Genomic DNA, 20,150 nt, shown 5'->3' with positions numbered 1-20,150 from the left:
CGTCGCCTTCCCCGTCACGACCGGCCCCGCCGGATGACGGCCTGATCCTCACCCCGGCCGGGTCGAGGACAGGAAGCTGTCCAGCGCCTCGGCCACCGCGCCGTCGCGGCCCAGCCAGATGTGTCCGCCGGTCGGGAAGACCCTCAGCCGGGCGCCGGGAATGCGCGCCGCGAGGTCCCGCGCCGTGGCGGCGGTGCCGAAGCGGTCGTCCTCGCAGGACAGGATCAGGGTCGGGACCGCGATGTCGCCATGGCAGGTGGACGACGGTGCCCCGGCCCAGGCCGAGTCGGCGGCAAGGCCCCGGGCCTTCCGCTCGACCGGGAAGATGCCGGTCAGGATCGCCAGCGCCCGCTGCCGTTCCCCCGCGCCGACCGCGTCCAGCAGGTGCGGGTCGGTGGCGAGGAGCGTGCCGATCATGCGGCGCGTGGCAAGGCGCGAGAGCGCCCAGAACCGCAGGTCCGAGCCGAGGACGGCCCGCACCGCAAGCCGCTGCGGCGCGGTGAACACCACCGGATCGCGGCCCTTGAGATTCGCCGCCGGGACCAGCAGGCCGAGGTGGCTGCACCTTCCGGGATGGCGTAGCGCGAACTCGGCGGCCGAGAGCGCCCCGGCCGAGCCGCCGATCACGGCCAGCCGCTCCACCTCCAGCCGGTCGAGGAGCGCAGCCAGCACGTCGGCCTGGCGGGCCGGGGAGGCATCTTCGGGGAAGCTGCTGCGCAGGTAGCCGAAGCGCGAGGGCGCGAGGATGCGATAGCCCTTCCGGCGCAGGGCGGTGGCGAACAGCAGGCCCTGGTCGAACCCGCCGCCGGTGCCGTGGATCATCATCACCCACGGCCCCTCGCCCGCGATGGCGTATTCCACTTCGGCCATGCCGAGATGGACGAGGTCGCTGCCGCCGGCAAGGCGGACCCCGGCCTGCCGCACCGCCTCGCCATAACCGCCCCATCCCGCCAGTCCGGCGCCGAGCAGCGCCGCCCCGGAGCCGAGCAGAAGTGCATCCCGTCGCCGCACCGTGCCTCTTTCGATCGTTCCGCGTGGCCGGGCGCGACCTTCGCGCCGCGGTCCGTCCGCGCAGTCTGCGATGCGCAGGGGGCGTCGCATTGACGACGCTCAACGCTTTATCGCCACCCTCGCCCGCCCGTCCCTGCCATCAGGGCGTCTCACCTGCCCGACAGGATCGCGCGCGCCGCCGCCTCCGTCGCACCGGGCGTGCCGGAGGCGTCCAGGGGCGCCCACGAGAGCGGTCCAGCGCCCCGCTGGCGCTGCTGCCTCAGGACCGCGGCATCGGCGTCCGAGGCATCTCCCCTCCGCGCCGCAAGCCGCGCCTCCAGCACGGCATCGGGCGCGTCGAGCCAGAGCCCGTGGAAGGGCACCTTCGCAACCACGGCCAGCGCCTGCGCACGCTGCCGGTGGGCGGGGTCGAGGAAGGTCGCGTCGAGGATGACGGAATGGCCCGCCGTGAGGATCGTCGCGGCACGGGCGAACAGCCTGTCGTACACCGCGCCGCGCTGCGCGGGGGCATAGGCCGCGGGGGCAAGACGGGTGTCGACGGCGCCGCCCTTGCGCTCGCGGTCGCTGGCAATCAGGACCGCGCCGGGTGCCGCCCCGAGACCTGGGGCAAGGGCGCGGGCGAGGACGCTCTTGCCGGTGCCGGAGAAGCCCCCGACGGCGATCAGGCGGGCGGGGGCGGGCCCGAGGAACGTCTCCGCCTGCGCGAGGTAGAGCGCGATCTCCTCCGTCGTCTCGCCGCGATGCCCCCGCGCCGCGTCGGTCTGGAGGCAGACCATCGCGCGGATCGCCGCCCGCACCGACAGGAACAGCGGCAGGGCCGCCAGCCCTTCGTCCTCGGCCCTGGCGGCGGCGGTCAGCCAGGCATCGAGCACGCCGCAGGCGCCGCGGTCTAGGCCACGGTGGCAGAGGTCCATCAGCAGGAAGGCGAGGTCGTAGAGCACGTCGCAGGTGCCGAGCTCCTCGCTGAATTCCAGCGCGTCGAAGGGGACCGGGCGGCCGTCGAGGACGACGAGGTTGGCGAGGTGCAGGTCGCCATGGCCGCGCCGGACGTGGCCCGCGGCGCCGCGCCGGTCCAGCAGGTCCGTGACCCCGGCAAGGGCGGCGCGCGCGCGTTCAAGCCAGGGGGCGACCCCGGCGGTGCCGTCGCTGGCCGGGAAGGTGGCGAAGACGCGGTCGAGCTCGTCGAGGATGTCCGCCATCCGGGCGGCGCCGGGGCCGTGGCGGACCGGCGCGGCGGCGTGGTAGGCGGCCAGCATCCGCCCGGTCCCCTCGGCAAGCGCATCGTCGAAGCCGCCCCGCGCGATCACGGCCGGCATCTCGGCCTCGGACGGGAAGCGCGCCATCCGCAGCACCCAGTCCACCGCCGCCCCCGTGCCGCCGAGGGCGAGGCGGCCGTCCGGGCCGCGCGTGACCGGAAGCACGTCGCGGTAGAGTTCCGGCGCGGCGGGGCGGTTCAGCTCGAGTTCCCGCAGCAGCAGCGCCCGGCGCTTCTCGACGGTCCCGAGGTCCATGTAGTCGTAGACCACCGCGCGCTTCAGCTTCAGCGCCGTGTCGCCCGCCAGGAACACCAGCGCGCCGTGGGTCTCGACGACGCGCACGGGACCGGTCCCGCCGAAGGCGGCGGGCGAGGCGAGAAAGGCGCGGGTCTCGGTCTGGTCGTCGGTCATGGCATCTCCGCGGCCAGTCGAGCATGAGCGGGCACCCGCGGCATTGCTCTGGATCAATCGCACCGCCCATGCCCTGCCCGCCCCGCCGCGCGAGACGGATTGACGGCCGACAATGCGCGCGCGCCGCGGCGATGCGAGCAATGGGGTCTATCTGCGGAGGGCTGACATGAAACCGATCCACCTTGCACTTGCTCTGACCTTGGCCGCGCCCGGCGTCGCGCCGGCCCAGGAGATCGACCCGGGCACCGAACTCTTCGCCTATTACTGTGCCTACTGTCATGGCGACGATGCCAAAGGCGAAGGGATCCTGTCGCCGTTCCTAACGATCCCGGTGCCCGACCTCACCGGCCTGTCCGCGCGCAACGGCGGCACTTTCCCGATGCTCCGGGTCGTCCACCTGCTGAATGGCACCTGGAAGGACAAGCTGCACGGCGGGCCCATGCCCGATTTCGGCCCGCTCTTCGACGAGGAGACCCAGGGTTACGGCGACAAGGCCCTGTCGGTCCTCGACCGCAACGGCCGAATCCTGACGCTGGCGCTGTACCTCGAGGGCCTGCAGGCGGACTGACGAATTCTCGCCGCGCCCGTTCACCGATTTCGGCGACGGGCGCAGGCCACGGCTCCGAAAACCCGGGCGCGGACGGAAATGGAAGGGCAGGTTCCACCTGCCCTTTCTTCCTTCTCCAAATGCCTCGATCAAACAGGGCAACTGCCCCGGAAACCGTGTATTTCGCCGGTATCACGGGACCGGTTTCCGGGGCCGTCCCATCGAAAGCCGTGGAAACCCCGGAATGGACGGGCGGATCCGCTTGTCTGGGGAACTGGCGATCCGCCTTGCTTGGTTCCCGACCTTCGATGCCCCAGCTTCGCCGACTCTCGCGCCCCGGTCATTGACGGCGATCAACAGGCAATGGATTCTCCATGATATTCCGTGACATCGCCGGACAGCGGCAGAGCGGGCGCCATCACTGGGCTGCAAGCGCCAGCCCGAGGTCGTAGGGCCAGATCAGCAGGGCCAGCACCGCCCGCCAAAAGCCGAGCCCAAGATAGCCCGTCGTGAAGAGCCAGCCGATCAGCCAGAGAAGGCCGATGCCGCCGTGGTTCTCGATCCTGATCCTGTCCATGCGCTGTTCCCGCTTCTGTCCGGCCGGACGATCCGGCCCCTCTGGTCGTGCCGTCGCCAGCCCTATGCCGCCCCGGCGGTCGGCGGAACCGCCGAGACCATCGCGCCGAGCCTGCCGAAGACCGCGGCGGCCAGCGCCCCGATGCCGATGAGGACCAGCGCGAGGTTCGCCATCCAGCCGAGAACGGGGATGAAGTTCAGCACCGTCGCCACCGCCAGCCCGAGCGCCAGCGCGCCCAGCCGCCGCGCCATGCCCTGCGGCCCCTCGCGCCGCCCGAAGCCTTCCAGCACGAAGGCGGCGGCGCTGTAGGTGCCAAGGAGATAGCCGAGCGTCCAGACCACGACGAGGGCGAGGATCGCCACCGGCACGAGAGGCAGCCCGATCAGGGTGAGCGCCGCCACCGGGATCAGACCGACGAGGGTGCCAAGCCCCAGCAGGCCGGTCAGCAGCGCCAGCCAGGGGTGCCCGGCGGCCCGGCGGCGCAGCGTCTCGACCCGCTCGGGCAGCAGGGCCAGCGCGGCGGCGCCGAGGGCCAACAGGAAGGCCAAGGTCAGGAGCGACCCGGCCAGCAGGACCGCCGGGGGCGGCGCCCGCCACGCCTCCCCCGCCCCGTGCATCCAGTGCCCCGACCAGGCGCGCACCCAGCCCGGCGCCCAGTCGGGCGCGTGCATAGGCATGTCGTCCGGCGCGATCCGCCCGATCACCACCCGCTCGGGCGGTGCCACCGATGCGGGCACGGCCACCGGCTCGGCCGTCGCGAGGTGCAGCGTGCCCGCCACCGTGGCGTCCGGCCCGAAGGTCACCGTGCGCGCCGTGATCCGGGCGTCGCCGCCGATCCGGGCGTCGAGGGTCAGCGCCCCGGCGCTGGCTGCCAGCGCCCCCGCGACGGGCGCCGCGATTCGCACCGAGCCGCCGCCGAGCCGCGCGTTGCCCCCGATCGTCGCGCCGGGGCCGAGCGCGACCGAGAAGCCAACCGCCGACACATCCCCGCCCACCGGCGCGTCGATCCGCACCTCCGCCCCCGCGGCATAGAGATCCGCCCCGGTCGCCGCCCCGGCATGCGCCGAGAACCCGGCAAGGTGGGCATCGCCCGCCACCGGGATTGCAAGCTCGGCAGAGGGCCCGGCGAAGAACAGGTCGCGCGGCGCCGACGTCGCCTCGCCGGACGGCGTGCCGCCGATGAAGGTATCCTGGCCGATGACGACGGTTCCGGCCACCGACGGGGCCGCGAGGCAGAGGACGGCGGCAAGAGAGCCCGCAAGGCAGCGAAAAGGCATGGCGGTTCCAGACGACGTTCTTCCTGTCGCAGTCTAGGGGGCGGGCCGGCGCGCTGTCGTTGATGGCCGTCAATGCGCCGCGGTCCCGCCGCGGCACATTTGTCTGGCTCGCCCGTCCGGGGCGGCGCGGCTTGCCACCGTTCGGCCGCCGCCGCCGGGGCGGTGCGGTTCCGCGCCACCCGTCCATCCCCGGCGGGTGGCGCCCTCAACCCGAGACAGGAGAGTCAGATGTCCAAGAAGACCCATGTTCCCGTCACCCGCGGCGCCGAGCGGTTCCCGCAGTCGGCCCTGTCGGGCTGGCCCGGTTTCGGCAGCCTGCGCGACGAGATGGAGCGGCTGTTCGACGCCTTCGAGCCGACGCGCCTCTTCGAGCGCGGATCGCCCGGAACCCCCGCGATGTTCGCTCCGGCGGCCCTGAGCCCCGCGATGGATGTCGTGGAGAACGACAAGTCCTTCTCCATCGCCGCCGAGTTGCCGGGGATGGAGGCGAAGGACGTTTCGGTGAAGATCAGCGACGGGATGCTGACGATCTCGGGCGAAAAGACCGAGGAATCGTCGCGCGAGCAGGACGCCTACCACGTAAGCGAGCGCCGCTGGGGCAGCTTCCGCCGCTCGATCCGGCTGCCGCAGAACATCGACCAGGAAAAGATCGACGCGCAGTTCGCCAAGGGCGTGCTGACGATCAGCCTGCCGAAGTCAGAGGCGGCGCTGGCCGCCGAGAAGACGATCGAGGTGCACGCCGCCTGACGCGGCCTGCACACGGCGCCGCTGCCGCGCGGTCCGGGCCCTCCGGAACCGGACCGCAGGCTAGGCCGCGCCGTCCCGCTGGCGGCGGCCCTCCGCGACGGCCGCCGCGACCCAGGTCGCCAGGTCCGGCGCCGACACCAAGCCGGCCCGGCGCGTCAGCTCGCGGCCGTTCCGGAAGGCGACGATCAGCGGGATGCCCTTCACCCCGTGCGCCTCGCCCGCCTGCGGATTTGCCTGGATGTCGATCTTGGCGAAGCGCGCCGTCGTTCCGGCCTTCGCCGCGGCCTCGGCGAAGGCGGGGGCCATCATGCGGCAGGGCGCGCACCAGGGCGCCCAGAAATCCACGATCAGCGGCAGCGTGTCGGTGCGGATCGCCTTCTGCAGCGTGCGGAACGGCACCGCCACGGGCGCGCGGGCGATCAGCGGCGCGCCGCAGCTGCCGCATTTCGGCGCGGTGCCAAGGCGTTCGGCGGGCAGGCGGTTGGCCTGGCCACAGTCAAGACAGGTCAGGGTCTGAGTCATGGGCGCCTCTGAGCGATGCGGTGGACATGCGGGGAGGATAGCAGCCGAATGTCCGGATCGCGTTGCGCAGGATCAATCGCGGCGAACGCCCGTGGCGCCGCATGCGAAGGTCACGGGATCAGCACCGCCGCCCCCTCCAGCCGCCCCGCCCGCAGGTCGTCGAGCGCGGCGTTGGCGTCGCGCAGCGGATAGCGCGTGACATGCGCGCTGACCCCCGCCCGGGCTGCGAGGGGCAGGAACGTGTCGGCGTCCGCCCGGGTCAGGTTGGCGACCGAGCGGATCGCGCGCTCGCCCCAGAGGTCGGCATAGGGGAAGGACGGGATATCCGACATGTGGATCCCGGCGCAGACCACGGTGCCGCCCTTGCGCACCGCCCGCAGCGCGGCGGGCACCAGCGCACCGACGGGGGCGAAGATCAGCGCCGCGTCCAGCGGTTCCGGCGGCGCCTCGTCCGAGCCGCCCGCCCAGACCGCGCCGAGGCGGCGGGCAAAGGCCTGCCCCGCGCCGTCGCCGGGCCGGGTCAGCGCCAGCACCCGCCGCCCCTGCCAGACGGCGAGCTGGATCAGCAGATGCGCCGCCGCCCCGAACCCGTAGAGACCGATCCGCTGCGCGTCCCCCGCCATCGCAAGCGCCCGGTGGCCGATCAGCCCGGCGCAGAGCAGCGGCGCGAGGGTGGCGGGATCGGCCTCTTCGGGCAGGGGGATGACGTAATCGGCGTGGGCAATGCAGTCCTCGGCGAAGCCGCCATCGGTGGTGTAGCCGGTGAAGAGCGGCGCGTCGCACAGGTTCTCCCGGCCGCCGCGGCAGAACGGACAGGCGCCGCAGGTGCGCCCGAGCCAGGGCACGCCCACGCGCTGACCGGGCAGGACGCGGCGGACGCCGGGGCCGCAGGCGGTGACGCGGCCGACGATCTCGTGACCGGGGATCAGCGGCAACCGGGGGTGCGGCAGGTCGCCGTCGACCACGTGCAGGTCGGTGCGGCAGACGCCGCAGGCCTCGACGCGCAGGGCAAGCTCGCCCGGGCCGGGTGTCCGCGGGGCGAGATCGCGGGCGACGAGGGGCGTGCCCGGGCGTTCGAGGACCATGGCGATCATGCCACCTCCCTCCGCTGCCGAGGCCCGCGCGCCGTCACCGCCCCGCCCGCCCCAGGTCGGCAAGCCGCGCGAGGGCGCGGGCGCGGTGGGCGGCGCTGCCCTCGACATTGCCGATCAGCGACCAGCGCACCGGCGCGATGCCGACGAAATGCAGGATGTTGCGCTCGAAACTGCGCAGGGAATGGGCGCCGAACCAGAAGCGGTAGACCGGCACCGGCATCCCCATGGTCACGACGACCCGGGCCGAGCGGCCCTTGAGCCTCCGCTGGAACCGGCCGGAGCCTGTGGCGCCGATGAAGTCGGGCCGCATGACCTGCTCCAGCCAGGCCTTCAGCTTGGCCGGCATCGCGCCGAGCCAGAGTGGGTAGACGAAGACCAGGTGATCGGCGGCGCGGATCGCCTTCTGTGCGGCCGGGACGAAGGGCGGCAGGTCGCCCGTCTCCCATTCGCTGCGCGAGTGCAGGAACGGCACCGCCTCGGCCCCCGCGTCGAGCACCTTGACCGTGTGCCCGGCGGCCCGTGCCGCCTCGGCATAGGCGGTGGCGAGGGCGCCGCAGTAGTGGCCCCTGGCGCCGTCGGGGTGGGCGACGATGACGAGGATCGAGGTCATCGAGCTTCCTTCTTCCGGTGCGGCCCCTTGCCACGATGGCAGGGCGTCCGGATCCCGCATTGACCGCCGTCAACGCGCCCCTCGGCGGCGGAGGGTCCCCGCAGGCCATCGCGGCCCCGCCCCCGTGGGTGCAGGGGCGGCTATTCCTCGATCAGGACCGCGGCGCCCGGCACGACATGCAGCAGCTGCACGAGCCGCCCGGCCTCGCGGTGGTAGTCCTCCATCGCGTTGTGGAAATGCTTGGCCAGGATCACCTGCGCGTCGAACGGGGTGCGGCTGTGCAGGAGGGCGTGCTGGGTCTCGACGTCCTTGCGCAGGCGGTGGGCCCAGAAGGTCCAGGCCTCGCTGCCGATATCCATCCACGCCTCCGCCGCCCCCGCCAGCGGCCAGGCTTCGGGCGTTACTGGCCAGGGGCGTCGCGTCATGCCGCTGCGGTCGTGTCTTGCCTTGTTCATCCGGTTCCCCTGTTGTGGCTGTCTTTCAGTTCTAGCCTCCCGTCGCCCCGCCCCGCCTTGATCCGTGTCAATGCGCGGCCGGCTCCGCGCGCGAGGACCAGCTGCGCCGCCAGCAGCGGCAGCAGGCTGGCCCCGAGCGCCAGCGCCAGCCCCGCGCCGCCCGGGAAGGGCAGCCGCAGGATCCCCGCCAGCCCCGGCAGCAGGACGGCGAGCGCCAGCAGGACGAGGCAGAGACCGAGCGCACCCCAGATGCCGGGGTTGGCTGTCACGTCGTTGCGCAGGAGGCGCGTCGCCGGGTCGCGCATGTTGAACACGTTCCAGAGCTGCGCCAGCGCGAGGGTCAGGAAGGCCACCGTCACGCAGTGCCCCTGCGGCAGGTCCAGCGCGAACAGCGCCAGCAGGAAGGCGAAGAGGGTCGCCGCCGTCAGCGCCGCGCCGAGCAGGGCGATGCGCAGCCATTCCCGCCGCCCGAGGAAGGGTTCGCCCGGGTCGCGCGGCGGGCGGCGCATCTCGTGCCCGTCGCCCCGCCCGAGACCCAGGGCGAAGGCGGGAAAGACGTCGGTGACGAGGTTCAGGAACAGCAGCTGCAACGGCAGAAGCGGCATCGGCAGGCCCGAGCCGACGGCGAGGGCCACCACCAGGATCTCGCTGAGGTTGCAGGACATCAGGTAGACGATGAACTTCCTGATGTTGCCGAAGATCACCCGGCCCTGGCGGATCGCCACGACGATCGTGGCAAGGTCGTCGTCCTCCAGCACCATGTCCGCCGCCTCGCGCGCGACCTGGGTGCCGCGCCGCCCCATGGCGACGCCGATATCGGCCTGGCGCAGCGCGGGCGCGTCGTTCACGCCGTCGCCGGTCATCGCGACGACCTCGCCCCGCGCCTGGTGGAAGGCGACGAGCGCCAGCTTCGCCTCGGGCGAGACCCGCGCGATCACGGCGGCCTCGCGCAGCCGGGCGGCAAGGCCCTCGTCCGGCGGCGTCCGGCCGAGGGCCTCCAGCGCCTGCCCCTCGACCGCCACGATCCCGTCCTCGCCGATCCCGGCATCCCGCGCGATCCTGAGGGCGGTGGCGGCATGGTCGCCCGTGACCATCACCACCCGCACCCCGGCCGCCCGGCACTCGGCGATGGCCTGCGGTATGCCGGGTCGCAGCGGGTCCGCGAGGCAGGCGAAGCCGATCAGCGTGAGCCCCTCGTAGGGCGGCGCGCCGGGATCGCCGCCGCGCTTCAGCGCCAGCCCCAGCGTCCTGAGCCCGGTCGCCGCCGCCGCCCCCACCCGCGCCAGCCATCCGGCGCGCCCCGCGTCGTCCAGCGGCACGGCCCCGCGGGGCCCGAGCACGCTGCCGCAGGCGGCGAGCACCGCCTCTGGGGCGCCCTTGACCGCGAAGACCACGCCGTCGGCCTCGGGGTGAACCGTCGCCATCAGCCGCAGCGCCGGGTCGAACGCGTGCTCGGCGATGCGCGGCGCCGTGGCGGGCGCGCCGTCTCCGAAATCCCGCGCCGCCCGCAGCAGCGCCAGTTCCATCGCGTCGCCGGTGCCGCTGCCGTCGGGGCCGAGGTCCGCCGTGCCGCACATCGCCCCGACCGCCAGCGCCTGGGAGAGGGGCTGCGCCATTGCGGGCGGCACCGTCTCGGCCGGGTCGGCATCGCCGCCCGCCAGCAGGTAGCGCACGACGCTCATGCGGTTCTCGGTCAGGGTGCCGGTCTTGTCGGTCAGGATCAGCGTGGCCGCGCCCAGCGTCTCGACCGCTGACAGCCGCCGGATCAGCGCGTGGTGGCGGGCCATGCGCCGCATCCCCCCGGCCAGCGCGAGGGTCGCCACCACCGGCAGCCCCTCGGGGATCGCGGCCACGGCCAGCGCGACGCCGGTGCGCAGCATGTCGGCCGCGTCGTGGCCGCGCAGGATGCCGGCCGCGACCGACCCCGCGGCAAGCAGCAGCGTGAGCCACAGGAAGGTCTGGGCAAGGGAGTCGAGCCGCCGTTCCAGCGGCGTGGCCCCCGCTCCCGCGGTGTCGATCAGGCGGCTGATCCGCCCCAGCTCGCTCTCCATGCCGGTCGCGGTCACGATTCCCGTGCCGCTGCCCCGGGTGACGGCGGTCCCCTTGTAGAGCATCCCGGTGCGGTCCCCGAGCGGCGCCGCGCGCGCCACCGGCGCAGCGTCCTTCGAGCGGGGCAGCGATTCGCCGGTCAGCACCGATTCGTCGGACTGGAGCTGCGAGGCAGAGACCAGGCGCAGGTCCGCCGTCACCATGTCGCCGCCCTCGAGCACGACGAGATCGCCGGGGACGAGGGCGCGGGCGTCGATCATCCGGTCGCGCCCGTCCCGGCGCACCCGCGTGCGGACCTCGGCGAAGTGGCGCAACGCCTCCATCGCGCGGGCGGCGCGCAGCTCGGTCGCGAAGCCGATCGCGCCGTTCAGCAGCAGCACCACGGCGATCGCCGCCGCCTCGGCCCCCTCGCCGGTCAGCGCCGAGACCAGCGCCGCCGCCGACAGCAGCCAGACGATGACGCTGCGCAGCTGGTGGCCGAGCAGGGACAGCAGGCTGGCGGGCGCCTGGGCACGCAGGCGGTTCTCGCCGAAGCGGGCGGCGCGGCGCAGTGCCTCGGCCTCGCTCAGGCCCGTCGCGGGCGAAACCGACAGGCGCGCCGCCACATCCTGCGCGCGCAGGGCATGGGCCGTGGCCTGCAACTCGGACAGAGGGCCGTCCGGGGGCCCGGCTTCCGCACCCGCGGACGCCGCGCAAGGCGGGGACTGAGACGTGGACTGAGACGGGGCCACCGTTACAGCAGCACCAGGGACCGGGCCTCGTCCAGCCGGGCAAGGAAGCCGTTCAGGCCATCGGTGTCGTCCGACGCCGGCTCGCCGTTCGCGACGAAGGCGGTCGCTGCGAAGGGGCGGTCAAGCACCCGTTCGGCGCTGCGGATCGCGCCCGGGGCGCCCTTCGGACTGCCGCAGGTCAGCAGCAGGCCCACGGGCACGTCGACGGGACGCAGGGCGCGCAGCACCGGGCGCAGCGGCGCCGCCAGCCGGCCTGCCCAGACCGGCCCGGCGACGACGACCCAGCGCCGCTCCCCGGCCAGTCCGAGCCCGAGATTGGGCAGCGGCGGCTCCGCCCCGGTCACGGCGTCGAACATCGCCTGCACCGTCCACAGTACCGGAATGTCGTAGCGCGCGGGCGACAGCTGCCGCCGGTCGGCGCCGGAGAGGCGGACGAAGCGTTCGGCAACATCCCGCGTGTGCCCGGAATGGGAGTAGAACACCACGAGAGGCTTGGCATAGCGTGTCATCGCGTGTCTCCGTTCGCGCGCGCGACACCCTGTCTAGATGCGTGCGGCGCAGGTGTCATTGCGCGCCGTCAATGACATCCGCCGCAGGGCCGCCGCTTGCCGAAGTCGCCGGAACGGGCGGCCTTGACGTCGATCAATTCGCCCGCCCGCGGCCTGGCCCATAGGGGGGTGACACGGTTCCAAGGAGCGCCCCAGATGACGCAGGCCACGACCCATCCCCTCGCCCCGCTGTTCAACCCGAAGAGCGTCGCCGTCATCGGCGCAAGCCCGCGCGAGGGCAGCGTCGGGCGGATGGTGTTCGAGAAGCTCGTCGCGTCGGGCTTCGCCGGGCCGGTCGGGGCGGTGAACCCGAAGCACGACAGCGTCCTCGGCCGGCCCTGCGCCGCCAACATCGCCGGGCTGCGCCCGGCCCCGGACCTCGCCGTGATCGCAACGCCGGCCCGCACCGTCCCCGCCCTGATCGCGGAGTGCGCGGCGGCCGGGACGCGTCATGCCATCGTGCTTTCGGCCGGCTTCGGCGAGGGCGGCCACAGCACCGGCCTCGCGCAGGAGGTGGTGCGGGTCGCGCGCGAGAACGGCGTGCGCCTGCTCGGGCCGAACTGCGTGGGGCTGGTGCGCCCCTGGCACGACTTCGACGCGACCTTCCTCAAGGCCGCGACGCCGAAGGGCAACCTGGCGCTGGTGTCGCAGTCGGGCGCGCTGTGCTCGGCCATCTCGGACTGGGCCGGGCCGAACGACCTGGGCTTCTCGGCCCTCGTCTCGCTCGGCAATGCGCTCGACATCGGCTTCGGCGACGCGATCGAGTTCCTGGCCGACGATCCGAAGACCCGCGCGATCCTGCTCTATGTCGAGGGCGTGCGCGACGGCGCGGCCTTCATCTCGGCCACACGCCATGCCACGCGGCTGAAACCGGTGGTGGTGCTGAAGGGCGGGCGCGGCGGCGATGCGGCGCGCGCGGCGGCGACCCATACCGGCGCGATGATGGGCAGCGACGCGGTGTTCGATGCCGCGCTCGCCTGCGCCGGCGCCGTCCGGGTCGAGACCTTCGGTCAGCTCTTCGCCGCGGCCGAGATGCTGGCGGCGGGACGGCGGGCCACCGGCGACCGGCTTTGCGTCGTCACCAACGGCGGCGGCGCGGGGGTGCTGGCCGCGGACCGCGCGACCGACCTTGGCCTGCACCTGCCGCCGCCGTCCGCGGCCACGGTCGCGGCGCTGGACCGGCAGCTGTCGGCCAACTGGTCGCGGTCCAATCCGATGGACGTGATCGGCGACGCGAGCGCGGCACAGTTCGAGGCCGCCGTCGCCGCGGCGCTGGCCGATCCCGCCTTCGACGGGGTGCTGGCGATGCTGACGCCCCAGGCGATGACCGATGCCGGGGCCTGCGCGCAGGCGGTGATCGCCGCCGCGGCCCGGTCGCCGTCGAAGCCGGTGCTGGCCTGCTGGATGGGCGAAAGCTCGGTCCAGGCGGCGCGGGCGGCACTGTCGGCGGCGGGGGTGCCGGATTTCACCACGCCCGAGCGTGCGGTCGAGGCGTTCTCGTTCCTCGCGCGCCATCGCCATAACGGCGAGCTGGCGAAGGAGGTGCCCGGCCCGCGCACCCGCGCCGCCGGCGATCCCGACCACGCCCGTGCCCTGGTGCGGAGGGCGGTCGCGGCGGGGAGAAAGAGCCTCTCCCCCGCCGAGGCGCGCACGGTGCTGGCGGATTTCGGCATCCCGGTGCTGCGCAGCGTGCTTGCGACGGAGGAGAAGGACGTGGCGGCCCTCGCCGCCGGCGTGGGCTTTCCCGTGGCGCTGAAGATCCAGTCGCCCGACATCAGCCACAAGTCGGACGTGGGCGGCGTGCGGCTCGGGATCGCCGACGGGGCGGCGGCGGAGGCCGCCTTCCACGAGATCGTCGCCGGGGCGCGCCGCCTGCGCCCCGAGGCCCGGATCGAGGGCGTCACGATCGAGCCGATGGCCCGGCTCGCCCATGGCCGGGAACTGCTGCTCGGGATGTCGCGCGACCCGGTGTTCGGCGACGCCATCGCCTTCGGCCTGGGCGGCACGCAGGTCGAGCTGCTGGCGGACACGGCCATCGCCCTGCCGCCGCTGACCGCGGTGCTGGCCCGCCGCCTGGTCGAGCGGACCCGCGCCGCGCGGCTGCTGGGCGCCTTCCGCAACCTGCCGCCCGCCGACATGGAGGCGGTGATCGAGACGCTGCTGCAACTTTCCGACCTCGTCACCGCCCTGCCCGAGATCACCGAACTGGACATCAACCCGCTGCTCGCCGGGCCGGAGGGGGCGCTGGCGCTCGATGCCCGGATCTCGGTCGCGCCCGAGGGGACGGCGGGGCCGCACCTGGCCATCGCGCCCTATCCCGCGCGGCTCGATCACCTGGAACGGCTGGACGATGGCGCGACGGTCCGGATCCGGCCGATCCGCGCCGAGGATGCCGAGAGCGAGGCGGATTTCGTCCGCACCCTCGGGGCCGAGGCGAAGCGGCTGCGCTTCTTCGGCGCGGTGCAGGAGCTGAGCCCGGCCATGCTGGCCGATTTCACCCAGGTGGACTTCCGCCGCGCCCTCGTCCTCGTCGCCTTCGCGCTGCGCGAGGGGGACGAGACGCAGGTGGGCGTGGCGCGCTACGCGCTCTGCCCCGACCGGGAGACCTGCGCCTTCGGCCTTGTCGTGGCCGAGGACTGGCAGCGCCGGGGCGTGGGGCGACGGCTGATGCAGGCGCTGATCGCCGAGGCGCGGCGCTCCGGTCTGCGGCGGATGATCGGCACCGTCCTGCGCGAGAACACGGGGATGCGCGACTTCTGCCGCGGCCTCGGGTTCACCGAGACGGGCGGCGAGGACGCGACGGTGGTGGAGATGGAGATGGATCTCGGCTGAGCCGGACTGCGGCGCGATGACAGCCGTCAATGTCGCGCAGCCCCGGCGACGCGACACTCGGCGGCGAACCCGACACCCGTCGGCGTCAACCCGAGGAGCACGAGATGGACATCGACCTGAGACGGCTTGTGGAAGAAGAGCTGGAGTTCGACCCCAGCATAGATGCGGCCCACATCGGCGTGGCCGTGGAGAAGGGCACGGTCACGCTGACCGGCCACGTGCCCACCTTCGCGCAGAAGCGCACGGCCGAGGCCATCGTGCGCCGCGTGAAGGGGGTGAAGGCCATCGCCCAGGAGATCGAGGTGCGGCCGATGGGCACCCACACCACCGCCGACGACGAGATCGCCAAGCACGCGGTCAACGTCCTGGGCTGGCACAGCGGGATTCCCGCGAACGCGGTCCAGATCAAGGTCAGCGACGGCTACATGACCCTGACCGGCAAGGTGAAGTGGCATTACCAGAAGGTCGAGGCCGAGACGGCGCTGCACAACCTCGAAGGGGTGAAGGGGCTGGTGAACCTGATCGAGATCGAACCCGCGGTCAGTCCGACCGACGTCCGCCAGCGCATCGAGAAGGCGCTGCGCCGCGACGCCGAGCTGGAGGCGAACCAGATCAGCGTCAGCGTGACCGACCACACGGTGAAGCTGGAGGGCAAGGTGCGGACCTGGTCCGAACGGCAGGCGGCCGAGCGGGCGGCCTGGGCCGCGCCGGGCGTGGTGAAGGTGGACGACCACATCGCGGTCTCGGTCTGACGCCGGACGTCGCAGGGCGGCGGGGGATGGCCTCCGCCGCCGGGCATTCGGCTCACTTCGCCAGCAGCACGGCGCAGGTGGCGTGATGGGCGACCTTCTGCGACACGCTGCCGAGGACCGCCGCGCGCAACCGGCCGAGCCCGCGCGACCCGAGGACGATCATCCGCGCCCCGTCCGTCTCGGCCGCGTCGAGGATCTCGTCGGCGTAATCGCCGTCGGCCAGGTGGGTGCGCAGGTTGGTCGCGCCGCGGGCCATGGCGCGGTCGGCGGCGTCGCGCAGCGTCGTCTCGCCGATGATCTCGATCAGCCTCAGCCCCCGCGACTCCGCCTCGGCGGCGGCGATCAGCTCGGCGACCGAGGCGGGCACGGCGGGCGAGGCCAGCGCGAGGCCCGCAGGCGCCGCGGCGACCAGCCGCTCGATATCCGCCATGCGCTTGATCTCCTCCGCCGGACGGCCGTGCATCAGCACGTGCACGATGCTGAGGTCGCAGTGCAGCGCCACCGATATCTCCACCGCGAGGTCGAGGGCGCGGTTGGCCATTTCCGAGCCGTCGGTCGCGGCCAGTATCCTTTGCGTCGCCATCACCGTCCTCCCCCGGCGCCAGTACCGCTCCGGCGTAGGCGCGCGGGCCATCGGGCGCATTGACGGGCGTCAACGCCGGTGGCGGGCTTGCGCGCCGTCAATGCGCCGCGACGGGCGGGCGGCAGTCTGGGGGCATGGAACATTCGTTCGATCCCTTCGAGACGCGCGCCGATGCCGGGCGCCGCCTGGCCGTGCGGCTGACCCGGCTGCCGCTGGAGTCTCCCGTGGTCTATGCCCTGCCGCGGGGCGGCGTGCCGGTGGCCGCCGAGATCGCGAAGGCCCTGCGCGCGCCGCTGGACCTGATCTTCGTGCGCAAGATCGGCGCCCCCGGCGCGCCGGAGGTGGCCCTGGGTGCGGTGGTCGACGGCGAGGCGGCCGAGACCATCGTGAACCCGGCCGTGCTGCGGGCCTCGGGGGCGGACGAGACTTATCTCGCCCGCGCCCGCGCCGCGGAGCTGGCGGAACTGGAGCGGCGGCGCGCGGTCTATCTCGGCGCGCGCAAGCCGGTGGATCCTGCGGGGCGCACGGCCATCGTCGTCGACGACGGGCTGGCGACCGGAGCGACGGTGAAGGCGGCGCTCGGATACCTAAGGCGCAGGAAGGCGGCGCGGGTGATCGTCGCCGTTCCGGTGGCCCCCGCGGACACGCTGCACGAGATCGGGGCGCTGGCCGACCGGGTCGAATGCCTGGTGCCCGATCCCGCCTTCACCGGGGTCGGCGCCTGGTACCGCGACTTCCACCAGTTGAGCGATGCCGAGACCATCGGCCTTCTGCGCGAGGCCTGGCAGGGGGCCGAGAGCGCGGCCGCGGTCGCGACGCGCGCGGTGGTCATCCCGCCCCTCGGCCTTGCCGGGGACCTGAGGGTTCCGGCGGATGCGCGCGGGCTTGTCCTGTTCGCCCATGGCAGCGGATCCAGCCGGTTCAGCCCGCGCAACCGCGCGGTCGCCGCGGTGCTGGAGCGGCGCGGCTTCGCGACCCTGCTCCTCGACCTGCTCGATCCCGCCGAGGAGGTGGACCGGCGCAACGTCTTCGACATCCCCCTGCTGGCAGAGCGGCTGGTCGCCGCGACGGGCTGGATCGCCGGAGAGCCGGACATCGCCGAGCTGCCCCTCGGCCTGTTCGGGGCCAGCACCGGGGCGGGCGCCGCGCTTCTCGCGGCGGCGGAGCTGCCCGGTCGGATCGGCGCCGCCGTCTCGCGCGGGGGGCGTCCCGACCTGGCCGGGGCGCGGCTGGCCGAGGTGCGCGCGCCGACGCTGCTGATCGTCGGCGGCGCGGACCGCCATGTGCTGGAGCTGAACCGCCAGGCGCTTGCGGCGCTGGCCTGCGAGAAGCGGCTGGACATCGTTCCGGGGGCGGGCCACCTGTTCGAGGAGCCCGGCACGCTGGAAGCCGCCGCCGACCTCGCGGCAAGCTGGTTCGAGCATCACCTGGCCCCGGCAACACCCGGCCTTCCGGCCCCTCCCGCGCCGGCCACGCCTCGGTCGCCGCGTGCCGACGGGGTGCCTCCGGTCCTCGCCACCCTCCGCAAGGCGCTGACGCCCCTGCCCGCGCCCGAGGATCCGGGCTTCGCCGACGCCTTCGAGGAGCTGGGACGTCGCCGGGTGGTGCTGCTGGGCGAAGCCTCGCACGGCAGCTTCGAGTTCTACCGCGCCCGGGCCGCGATCACCCGGCGCCTGATCGAGAAGCACGGCTTCACCATCGTCGCGGTCGAGGCGGACTGGCCCGACGCCGCCGCGATCGACCGCAGGATCCGCGGCAAGCCCGCCGTGGCGGGGCTGCCGCCGCCGTTTACGCGGTTCCCGACCTGGATGTGGCGCAACCGCGACGTGGACGATTTCGTGACCGTCCAGCAGCGCCACAACGCCGGGCGCCCGGCGGCGCGGCAGGTCCGGTTCCGGGGTCTGGACCTCTACAGCATGACCGCCTCGATCGCGGCGGTGCTCGCCTATCTCGACCGGGTCGATCCGCAGGCGGCGGCCGAGGCGCGGGTGCGCTATGGCTGCCTTGCGCCCTAGTCGCACGAGCTTGCCGCCTACGGACGCACCTCGGTCGGCCGCGGCTATGCGCTGTGCGAGGCGCCGGTGACGCGGATGCTGCTCGACCTGCTGCAGAAGCGTTTTCCCTACAGCGCCCGCGACGGCGAGGATTTCTTCGATGCGGCGCAGAACGCCCGGCTGATCGCCAGCGCCGAGCGGTATTACCGGGTGATGTACCTCGGCGCCGCCGATTCGTGGAACCTGCGGGACCGGCACATGTTCGACACGCTGGAACGGCTGCTGGAGAACGCGGGCGCCGGGGCGAAGGCGGTGGTCTGGGCGCACAACTCGCATATCGGCGACGCCCGGTTCACCGACATGGGCCAGGCGCGGGGCGAGCTGAACATCGGCCAGCTCTGCCGCGAACGCTTCGGCGCCGAGGCGGCGCTGGTCGGCTTCGGCACCCATGCGGGCACCGTCGCCGCGGCTTCGGACTGGGACGCGCCGATGGAGATCAAGACGGTGCGCCCGTCGCGCCCCGGCAGTCACGAGGCGCTGCTCCACGCCGCCGGGGTCGAACGGTACCTGCTAGACTTGGCGCGGCTGCCCGCGGACCTGCGCCGCGCGCTGTCCGAGCCGCGGCTCGAGCGCTACATCGGCGTGATCTACCGGCCCGACCCCGAGCGCTGGAGCCACTATTCGCAGGCCAGTCTCGCGGACCAGTACGATGCCTTCGTCTGGTTCGACACGACCACGGCCGTGGTCCCCCTGCCCGAGCAGATGTCGGTCGGCGAGGAAGAGACCTATCCCTCGGGCCTCTGAGCCGGGCGCGGCGATCCGCCGGAGGGCGGCGGGCCCCGGCCGACCCCCGAACTCCGGCGGTGCGACGTCGATCGTCGACGATGCCCTCGCCCCGCCGCCTGCCGATGTTGCCCGTGCAAGGCCGCCGCCGGAGGGGGAGCTCCGCGGATCCACGGCGCCCCCCTTCCCGGACAGTCCCGCAACAACGGAGCGAGACCAGCAATGCACAGGATCGATCGGCTCGGCCCCTGGCCGGCGCAAGCGGTGGCCGCCTTCGACGACCTCGGGCTGACGGAGACCGAGATCGCCCGCTATTTCGGCGTGTCGCCCTCCACCGTGCGCGCCGCGCACACCCTCCACGGTGCGCGCCGCGCGCAACGCCGCGCCCGCCGCGCAGCCGAAGGGCTGCGCCGTCGCGGACAGGGCGCGCGCCGTCTCTGCCGGCCGCGCGCTGCGCCTGTGATTGTCCCCCGTCAATGAGGGGGCGACCGCGGCCTGTCATCCTGCCCGCCATGCAGAGCAAGGAGGATGTGATGCAGGTAGCCAAAGCCATGCACCCGCGGGCCGACTGGGCCAGCGCCGAGACGCCGGTGATCGAGATCGCGCGGATGATGGAGAAGGACGACATCGGGGCGGTGCCGATCGGCAAGGACGACAGGCTGATCGGGATGCTGACCGACCGCGACATCGCGATCCGGGTCGTGGCCCGCGGGCTCGACCCCGCGAAGACCCGGGCCGACGCGGTGATGACCAAGGGCATCGTCTGGTGCCACACGACCGAGACGGTCGAGGACGCGATCCACCTGATGGACCAGAAGAAGATCCGCCGCCTGCCGGTGATCGACGACAACAAGCGGCTGGTCGGGATGCTGAGCCTCGGCGACATCGCCCATTCGGCGGGGCGGGACCTCTCGGGCGAGATCCTGCACGCCGTGGCCGACCACCATGCCTGAGCGCGCCGCCCCCACCCCGACGAGGAGCCAAGCCATGACCGTCCGCCCCCTGCTGACCGCCGCCGCGCTCAGCCTTGCCGTGCTGCCCGCCTGCGAGAACATGACCACCGGGCAGCGCACGGCGGTCGGGCTGACCGGCGGGGCCGCCGTCGGCCTGATCACCGCCGAGGCGCTGAACGCCAGCAACGAATGGCTGATCATCGGCGCGCTGCTCGGGGCCGCGGCGGGCACGCTGGTGGCGCAGAACAGCGCCACCGGCGACTGCGCCTATGCCTACGGCGACGGCAGGTACTACACCCGGCGCTGCCCGCGCTAGGGCCGCGAGCGCCTGCAATGCCCGGTCGGGACAGGCATTGCCCCGCTATCCGCTGTCCCGTCCGCCCGGCGCGCTTCCCGCGCCGGGCCTGACCGGACGGCC

The 20,150-nt window shown here is 73.6% G+C and carries 18 protein-coding genes and 1 pseudogene; 8 read left to right on the top strand and 11 right to left on the bottom strand.

Annotated features, from left to right (window positions below; translation table 11 throughout):
* Positions 1-48: 48 nt before the first annotated feature.
* A complete protein-coding gene (locus A7B20_RS08085; protein WP_157937631.1) occupies positions 49-1,011 on the bottom strand; it encodes an alpha/beta fold hydrolase in 963 nt (320 codons plus the stop codon).
* A gap of 149 nt (positions 1,012-1,160) precedes the next feature.
* Positions 1,161-2,678 (bottom strand): bifunctional aminoglycoside phosphotransferase/ATP-binding protein, encoded by a 1,518-nt coding sequence (locus A7B20_RS08080; RefSeq protein ID WP_102108060.1) that lies wholly within the window; start codon positions 2,676-2,678, stop codon positions 1,161-1,163.
* A gap of 166 nt (positions 2,679-2,844) precedes the next feature.
* On the opposite strand from A7B20_RS08080, the gene A7B20_RS08075 reads away from it, so the two are divergent.
* Positions 2,845-3,246, top strand: a complete 402-nt coding sequence (locus A7B20_RS08075; RefSeq protein ID WP_102108059.1) for a c-type cytochrome — start codon at positions 2,845-2,847, stop codon at positions 3,244-3,246.
* 397 nt (positions 3,247-3,643) lie between these two features.
* Here A7B20_RS08075 and A7B20_RS21410 read toward each other — a convergent pair whose 3' ends face one another.
* Complete coding sequence (locus tag A7B20_RS21410; protein WP_172960977.1) at positions 3,644-3,802, bottom strand: hypothetical protein; 159 nt, start codon at positions 3,800-3,802, stop codon at positions 3,644-3,646.
* 62 nt (positions 3,803-3,864) lie between these two features.
* Positions 3,865-5,079 carry a DUF8173 domain-containing protein gene (locus A7B20_RS08070; protein WP_102108058.1) on the bottom strand — a complete coding sequence of 405 codons (1,215 nt, stop codon included), beginning with the start codon at positions 5,077-5,079 and terminating at the stop codon, positions 3,865-3,867.
* 228 nt (positions 5,080-5,307) lie between these two features.
* Between A7B20_RS08070 and A7B20_RS08065 the strand changes: the two genes are divergently transcribed.
* Entirely contained in the window at positions 5,308-5,826 is a 519-nt protein-coding gene (locus A7B20_RS08065; protein WP_102108057.1) for an Hsp20/alpha crystallin family protein, read from the top strand.
* Positions 5,827-5,886: 60 nt separating this feature from the next.
* Here the strand turns inward: A7B20_RS08065 and A7B20_RS08060 are convergent, their stop codons facing one another.
* From A7B20_RS08060 to A7B20_RS08035, 6 genes are all read right to left on the bottom strand, one after another.
* Complete coding sequence (locus tag A7B20_RS08060; protein WP_102108056.1) at positions 5,887-6,348, bottom strand: thioredoxin family protein; 462 nt, start codon at positions 6,346-6,348, stop codon at positions 5,887-5,889.
* A gap of 110 nt (positions 6,349-6,458) precedes the next feature.
* Positions 6,459-7,442 (bottom strand): zinc-dependent alcohol dehydrogenase family protein, encoded by a 984-nt coding sequence (locus A7B20_RS08055; RefSeq protein WP_102108055.1) that lies wholly within the window; start codon positions 7,440-7,442, stop codon positions 6,459-6,461.
* A 34-nt stretch (positions 7,443-7,476) separates the two neighbouring features.
* Positions 7,477-8,052: an NAD(P)H-dependent oxidoreductase gene (locus A7B20_RS08050; RefSeq protein WP_102108054.1), complete on the bottom strand. Its 576-nt coding sequence runs from the start codon at positions 8,050-8,052 to the stop codon at positions 7,477-7,479.
* 140 nt (positions 8,053-8,192) lie between these two features.
* On the bottom strand, positions 8,193-8,507 hold the full coding sequence (locus A7B20_RS08045) for a phasin family protein (protein WP_157937630.1): 315 nt from the start codon (positions 8,505-8,507) through the stop codon (positions 8,193-8,195).
* Positions 8,504-11,197, bottom strand: coding sequence for a cation-translocating P-type ATPase (locus A7B20_RS08040; RefSeq protein WP_102108052.1), 2,694 nt, complete (start codon positions 11,195-11,197; stop codon positions 8,504-8,506). The genes A7B20_RS08045 and A7B20_RS08040 overlap by 4 nt, the downstream gene beginning before the upstream one ends.
* A gap of 92 nt (positions 11,198-11,289) precedes the next feature.
* Positions 11,290-11,796, bottom strand: a complete 507-nt coding sequence (locus tag A7B20_RS08035) for a flavodoxin family protein (protein WP_102108051.1) — start codon at positions 11,794-11,796, stop codon at positions 11,290-11,292.
* Between the two features lie 195 nt (positions 11,797-11,991).
* On the opposite strand from A7B20_RS08035, the gene A7B20_RS08030 reads away from it, so the two are divergent.
* Together A7B20_RS08030 and A7B20_RS08025 are read left to right on the top strand one after the other, a co-directional pair.
* On the top strand, positions 11,992-14,667 hold the full coding sequence (locus A7B20_RS08030; protein WP_102108050.1) for a bifunctional acetate--CoA ligase family protein/GNAT family N-acetyltransferase: 2,676 nt from the start codon (positions 11,992-11,994) through the stop codon (positions 14,665-14,667).
* 29 nt (positions 14,668-14,696) lie between these two features.
* The gene (locus A7B20_RS08025) at positions 14,697-15,419 is read left to right on the top strand and encodes a BON domain-containing protein (protein ID WP_245866696.1); all 723 of its coding nucleotides are present in this window, start codon (positions 14,697-14,699) and stop codon (positions 15,417-15,419) included.
* A gap of 52 nt (positions 15,420-15,471) precedes the next feature.
* Here the strand turns inward: A7B20_RS08025 and A7B20_RS08020 are convergent, their stop codons facing one another.
* The gene (locus A7B20_RS08020) at positions 15,472-16,002 is read right to left on the bottom strand and encodes a universal stress protein (RefSeq protein ID WP_157937629.1); all 531 of its coding nucleotides are present in this window, start codon (positions 16,000-16,002) and stop codon (positions 15,472-15,474) included.
* Positions 16,003-16,136: 134 nt separating this feature from the next.
* Here A7B20_RS08020 and A7B20_RS08015 point away from each other — a divergent pair.
* From A7B20_RS08015 to A7B20_RS07995, 4 genes and pseudogenes are all read left to right on the top strand, one after another.
* A pseudogene (locus A7B20_RS08015) lies at positions 16,137-18,800 on the top strand (erythromycin esterase family protein).
* A gap of 201 nt (positions 18,801-19,001) precedes the next feature.
* Positions 19,002-19,259: a helix-turn-helix domain-containing protein gene (locus A7B20_RS08005; protein ID WP_102108045.1), complete on the top strand. Its 258-nt coding sequence runs from the start codon at positions 19,002-19,004 to the stop codon at positions 19,257-19,259.
* Positions 19,260-19,312: 53 nt separating this feature from the next.
* Entirely contained in the window at positions 19,313-19,732 is a 420-nt protein-coding gene (locus tag A7B20_RS08000) for a CBS domain-containing protein (protein ID WP_102108044.1), read from the top strand.
* A 34-nt stretch (positions 19,733-19,766) separates the two neighbouring features.
* Complete coding sequence (locus A7B20_RS07995) at positions 19,767-20,048, top strand: glucose-6-phosphate isomerase (RefSeq protein WP_102108043.1); 282 nt, start codon at positions 19,767-19,769, stop codon at positions 20,046-20,048.
* The last annotated feature ends 102 nt before the right edge of the window (positions 20,049-20,150 follow it).

The organism is Oceaniglobus roseus (genome assembly GCF_002869745.1).
GTDB lineage: Bacteria > Pseudomonadota > Alphaproteobacteria > Rhodobacterales > Rhodobacteraceae > Oceaniglobus > Oceaniglobus roseus.
This window is presented reverse-complemented; position numbering and strand designations above follow the sequence as displayed.

Excerpts from the sequence above, each read along its gene's own strand:
- A7B20_RS08080 (WP_102108060.1), bottom strand. The coding sequence starts at position 2,678 with ATGACCGACGACCAGACCGAGACCCGCGCCTTTCTCGCCTCGCCCGCC.
- A7B20_RS08075 (WP_102108059.1), top strand. The coding sequence starts at position 2,845 with ATGAAACCGATCCACCTTGCACTTGCTCTGACCTTGGCCGCGCCCGGC.
- A7B20_RS21410 (WP_172960977.1), bottom strand. The coding sequence starts at position 3,802 with ATGGACAGGATCAGGATCGAGAACCACGGCGGCATCGGCCTTCTCTGG.
- A7B20_RS08070 (WP_102108058.1), bottom strand. The coding sequence starts at position 5,079 with ATGCCTTTTCGCTGCCTTGCGGGCTCTCTTGCCGCCGTCCTCTGCCTC.
- A7B20_RS08065 (WP_102108057.1), top strand. The coding sequence starts at position 5,308 with ATGTCCAAGAAGACCCATGTTCCCGTCACCCGCGGCGCCGAGCGGTTC.
- A7B20_RS08060 (WP_102108056.1), bottom strand. The coding sequence starts at position 6,348 with ATGACTCAGACCCTGACCTGTCTTGACTGTGGCCAGGCCAACCGCCTG.
- A7B20_RS08055 (WP_102108055.1), bottom strand. The coding sequence starts at position 7,442 with ATGATCGCCATGGTCCTCGAACGCCCGGGCACGCCCCTCGTCGCCCGC.
- A7B20_RS08050 (WP_102108054.1), bottom strand. The coding sequence starts at position 8,052 with ATGACCTCGATCCTCGTCATCGTCGCCCACCCCGACGGCGCCAGGGGC.
- A7B20_RS08045 (WP_157937630.1), bottom strand. The coding sequence starts at position 8,507 with ATGAACAAGGCAAGACACGACCGCAGCGGCATGACGCGACGCCCCTGG.
- A7B20_RS08035 (WP_102108051.1), bottom strand. The coding sequence starts at position 11,796 with ATGACACGCTATGCCAAGCCTCTCGTGGTGTTCTACTCCCATTCCGGG.
- A7B20_RS08030 (WP_102108050.1), top strand. The coding sequence starts at position 11,992 with ATGACGCAGGCCACGACCCATCCCCTCGCCCCGCTGTTCAACCCGAAG.
- A7B20_RS08025 (WP_245866696.1), top strand. The coding sequence starts at position 14,697 with ATGTCGCGCAGCCCCGGCGACGCGACACTCGGCGGCGAACCCGACACC.
- A7B20_RS08020 (WP_157937629.1), bottom strand. The coding sequence starts at position 16,002 with ATGGCGACGCAAAGGATACTGGCCGCGACCGACGGCTCGGAAATGGCC.
- A7B20_RS08005 (WP_102108045.1), top strand. The coding sequence starts at position 19,002 with ATGCACAGGATCGATCGGCTCGGCCCCTGGCCGGCGCAAGCGGTGGCC.
- A7B20_RS08000 (WP_102108044.1), top strand. The coding sequence starts at position 19,313 with ATGCAGGTAGCCAAAGCCATGCACCCGCGGGCCGACTGGGCCAGCGCC.
- A7B20_RS07995 (WP_102108043.1), top strand. The coding sequence starts at position 19,767 with ATGACCGTCCGCCCCCTGCTGACCGCCGCCGCGCTCAGCCTTGCCGTG.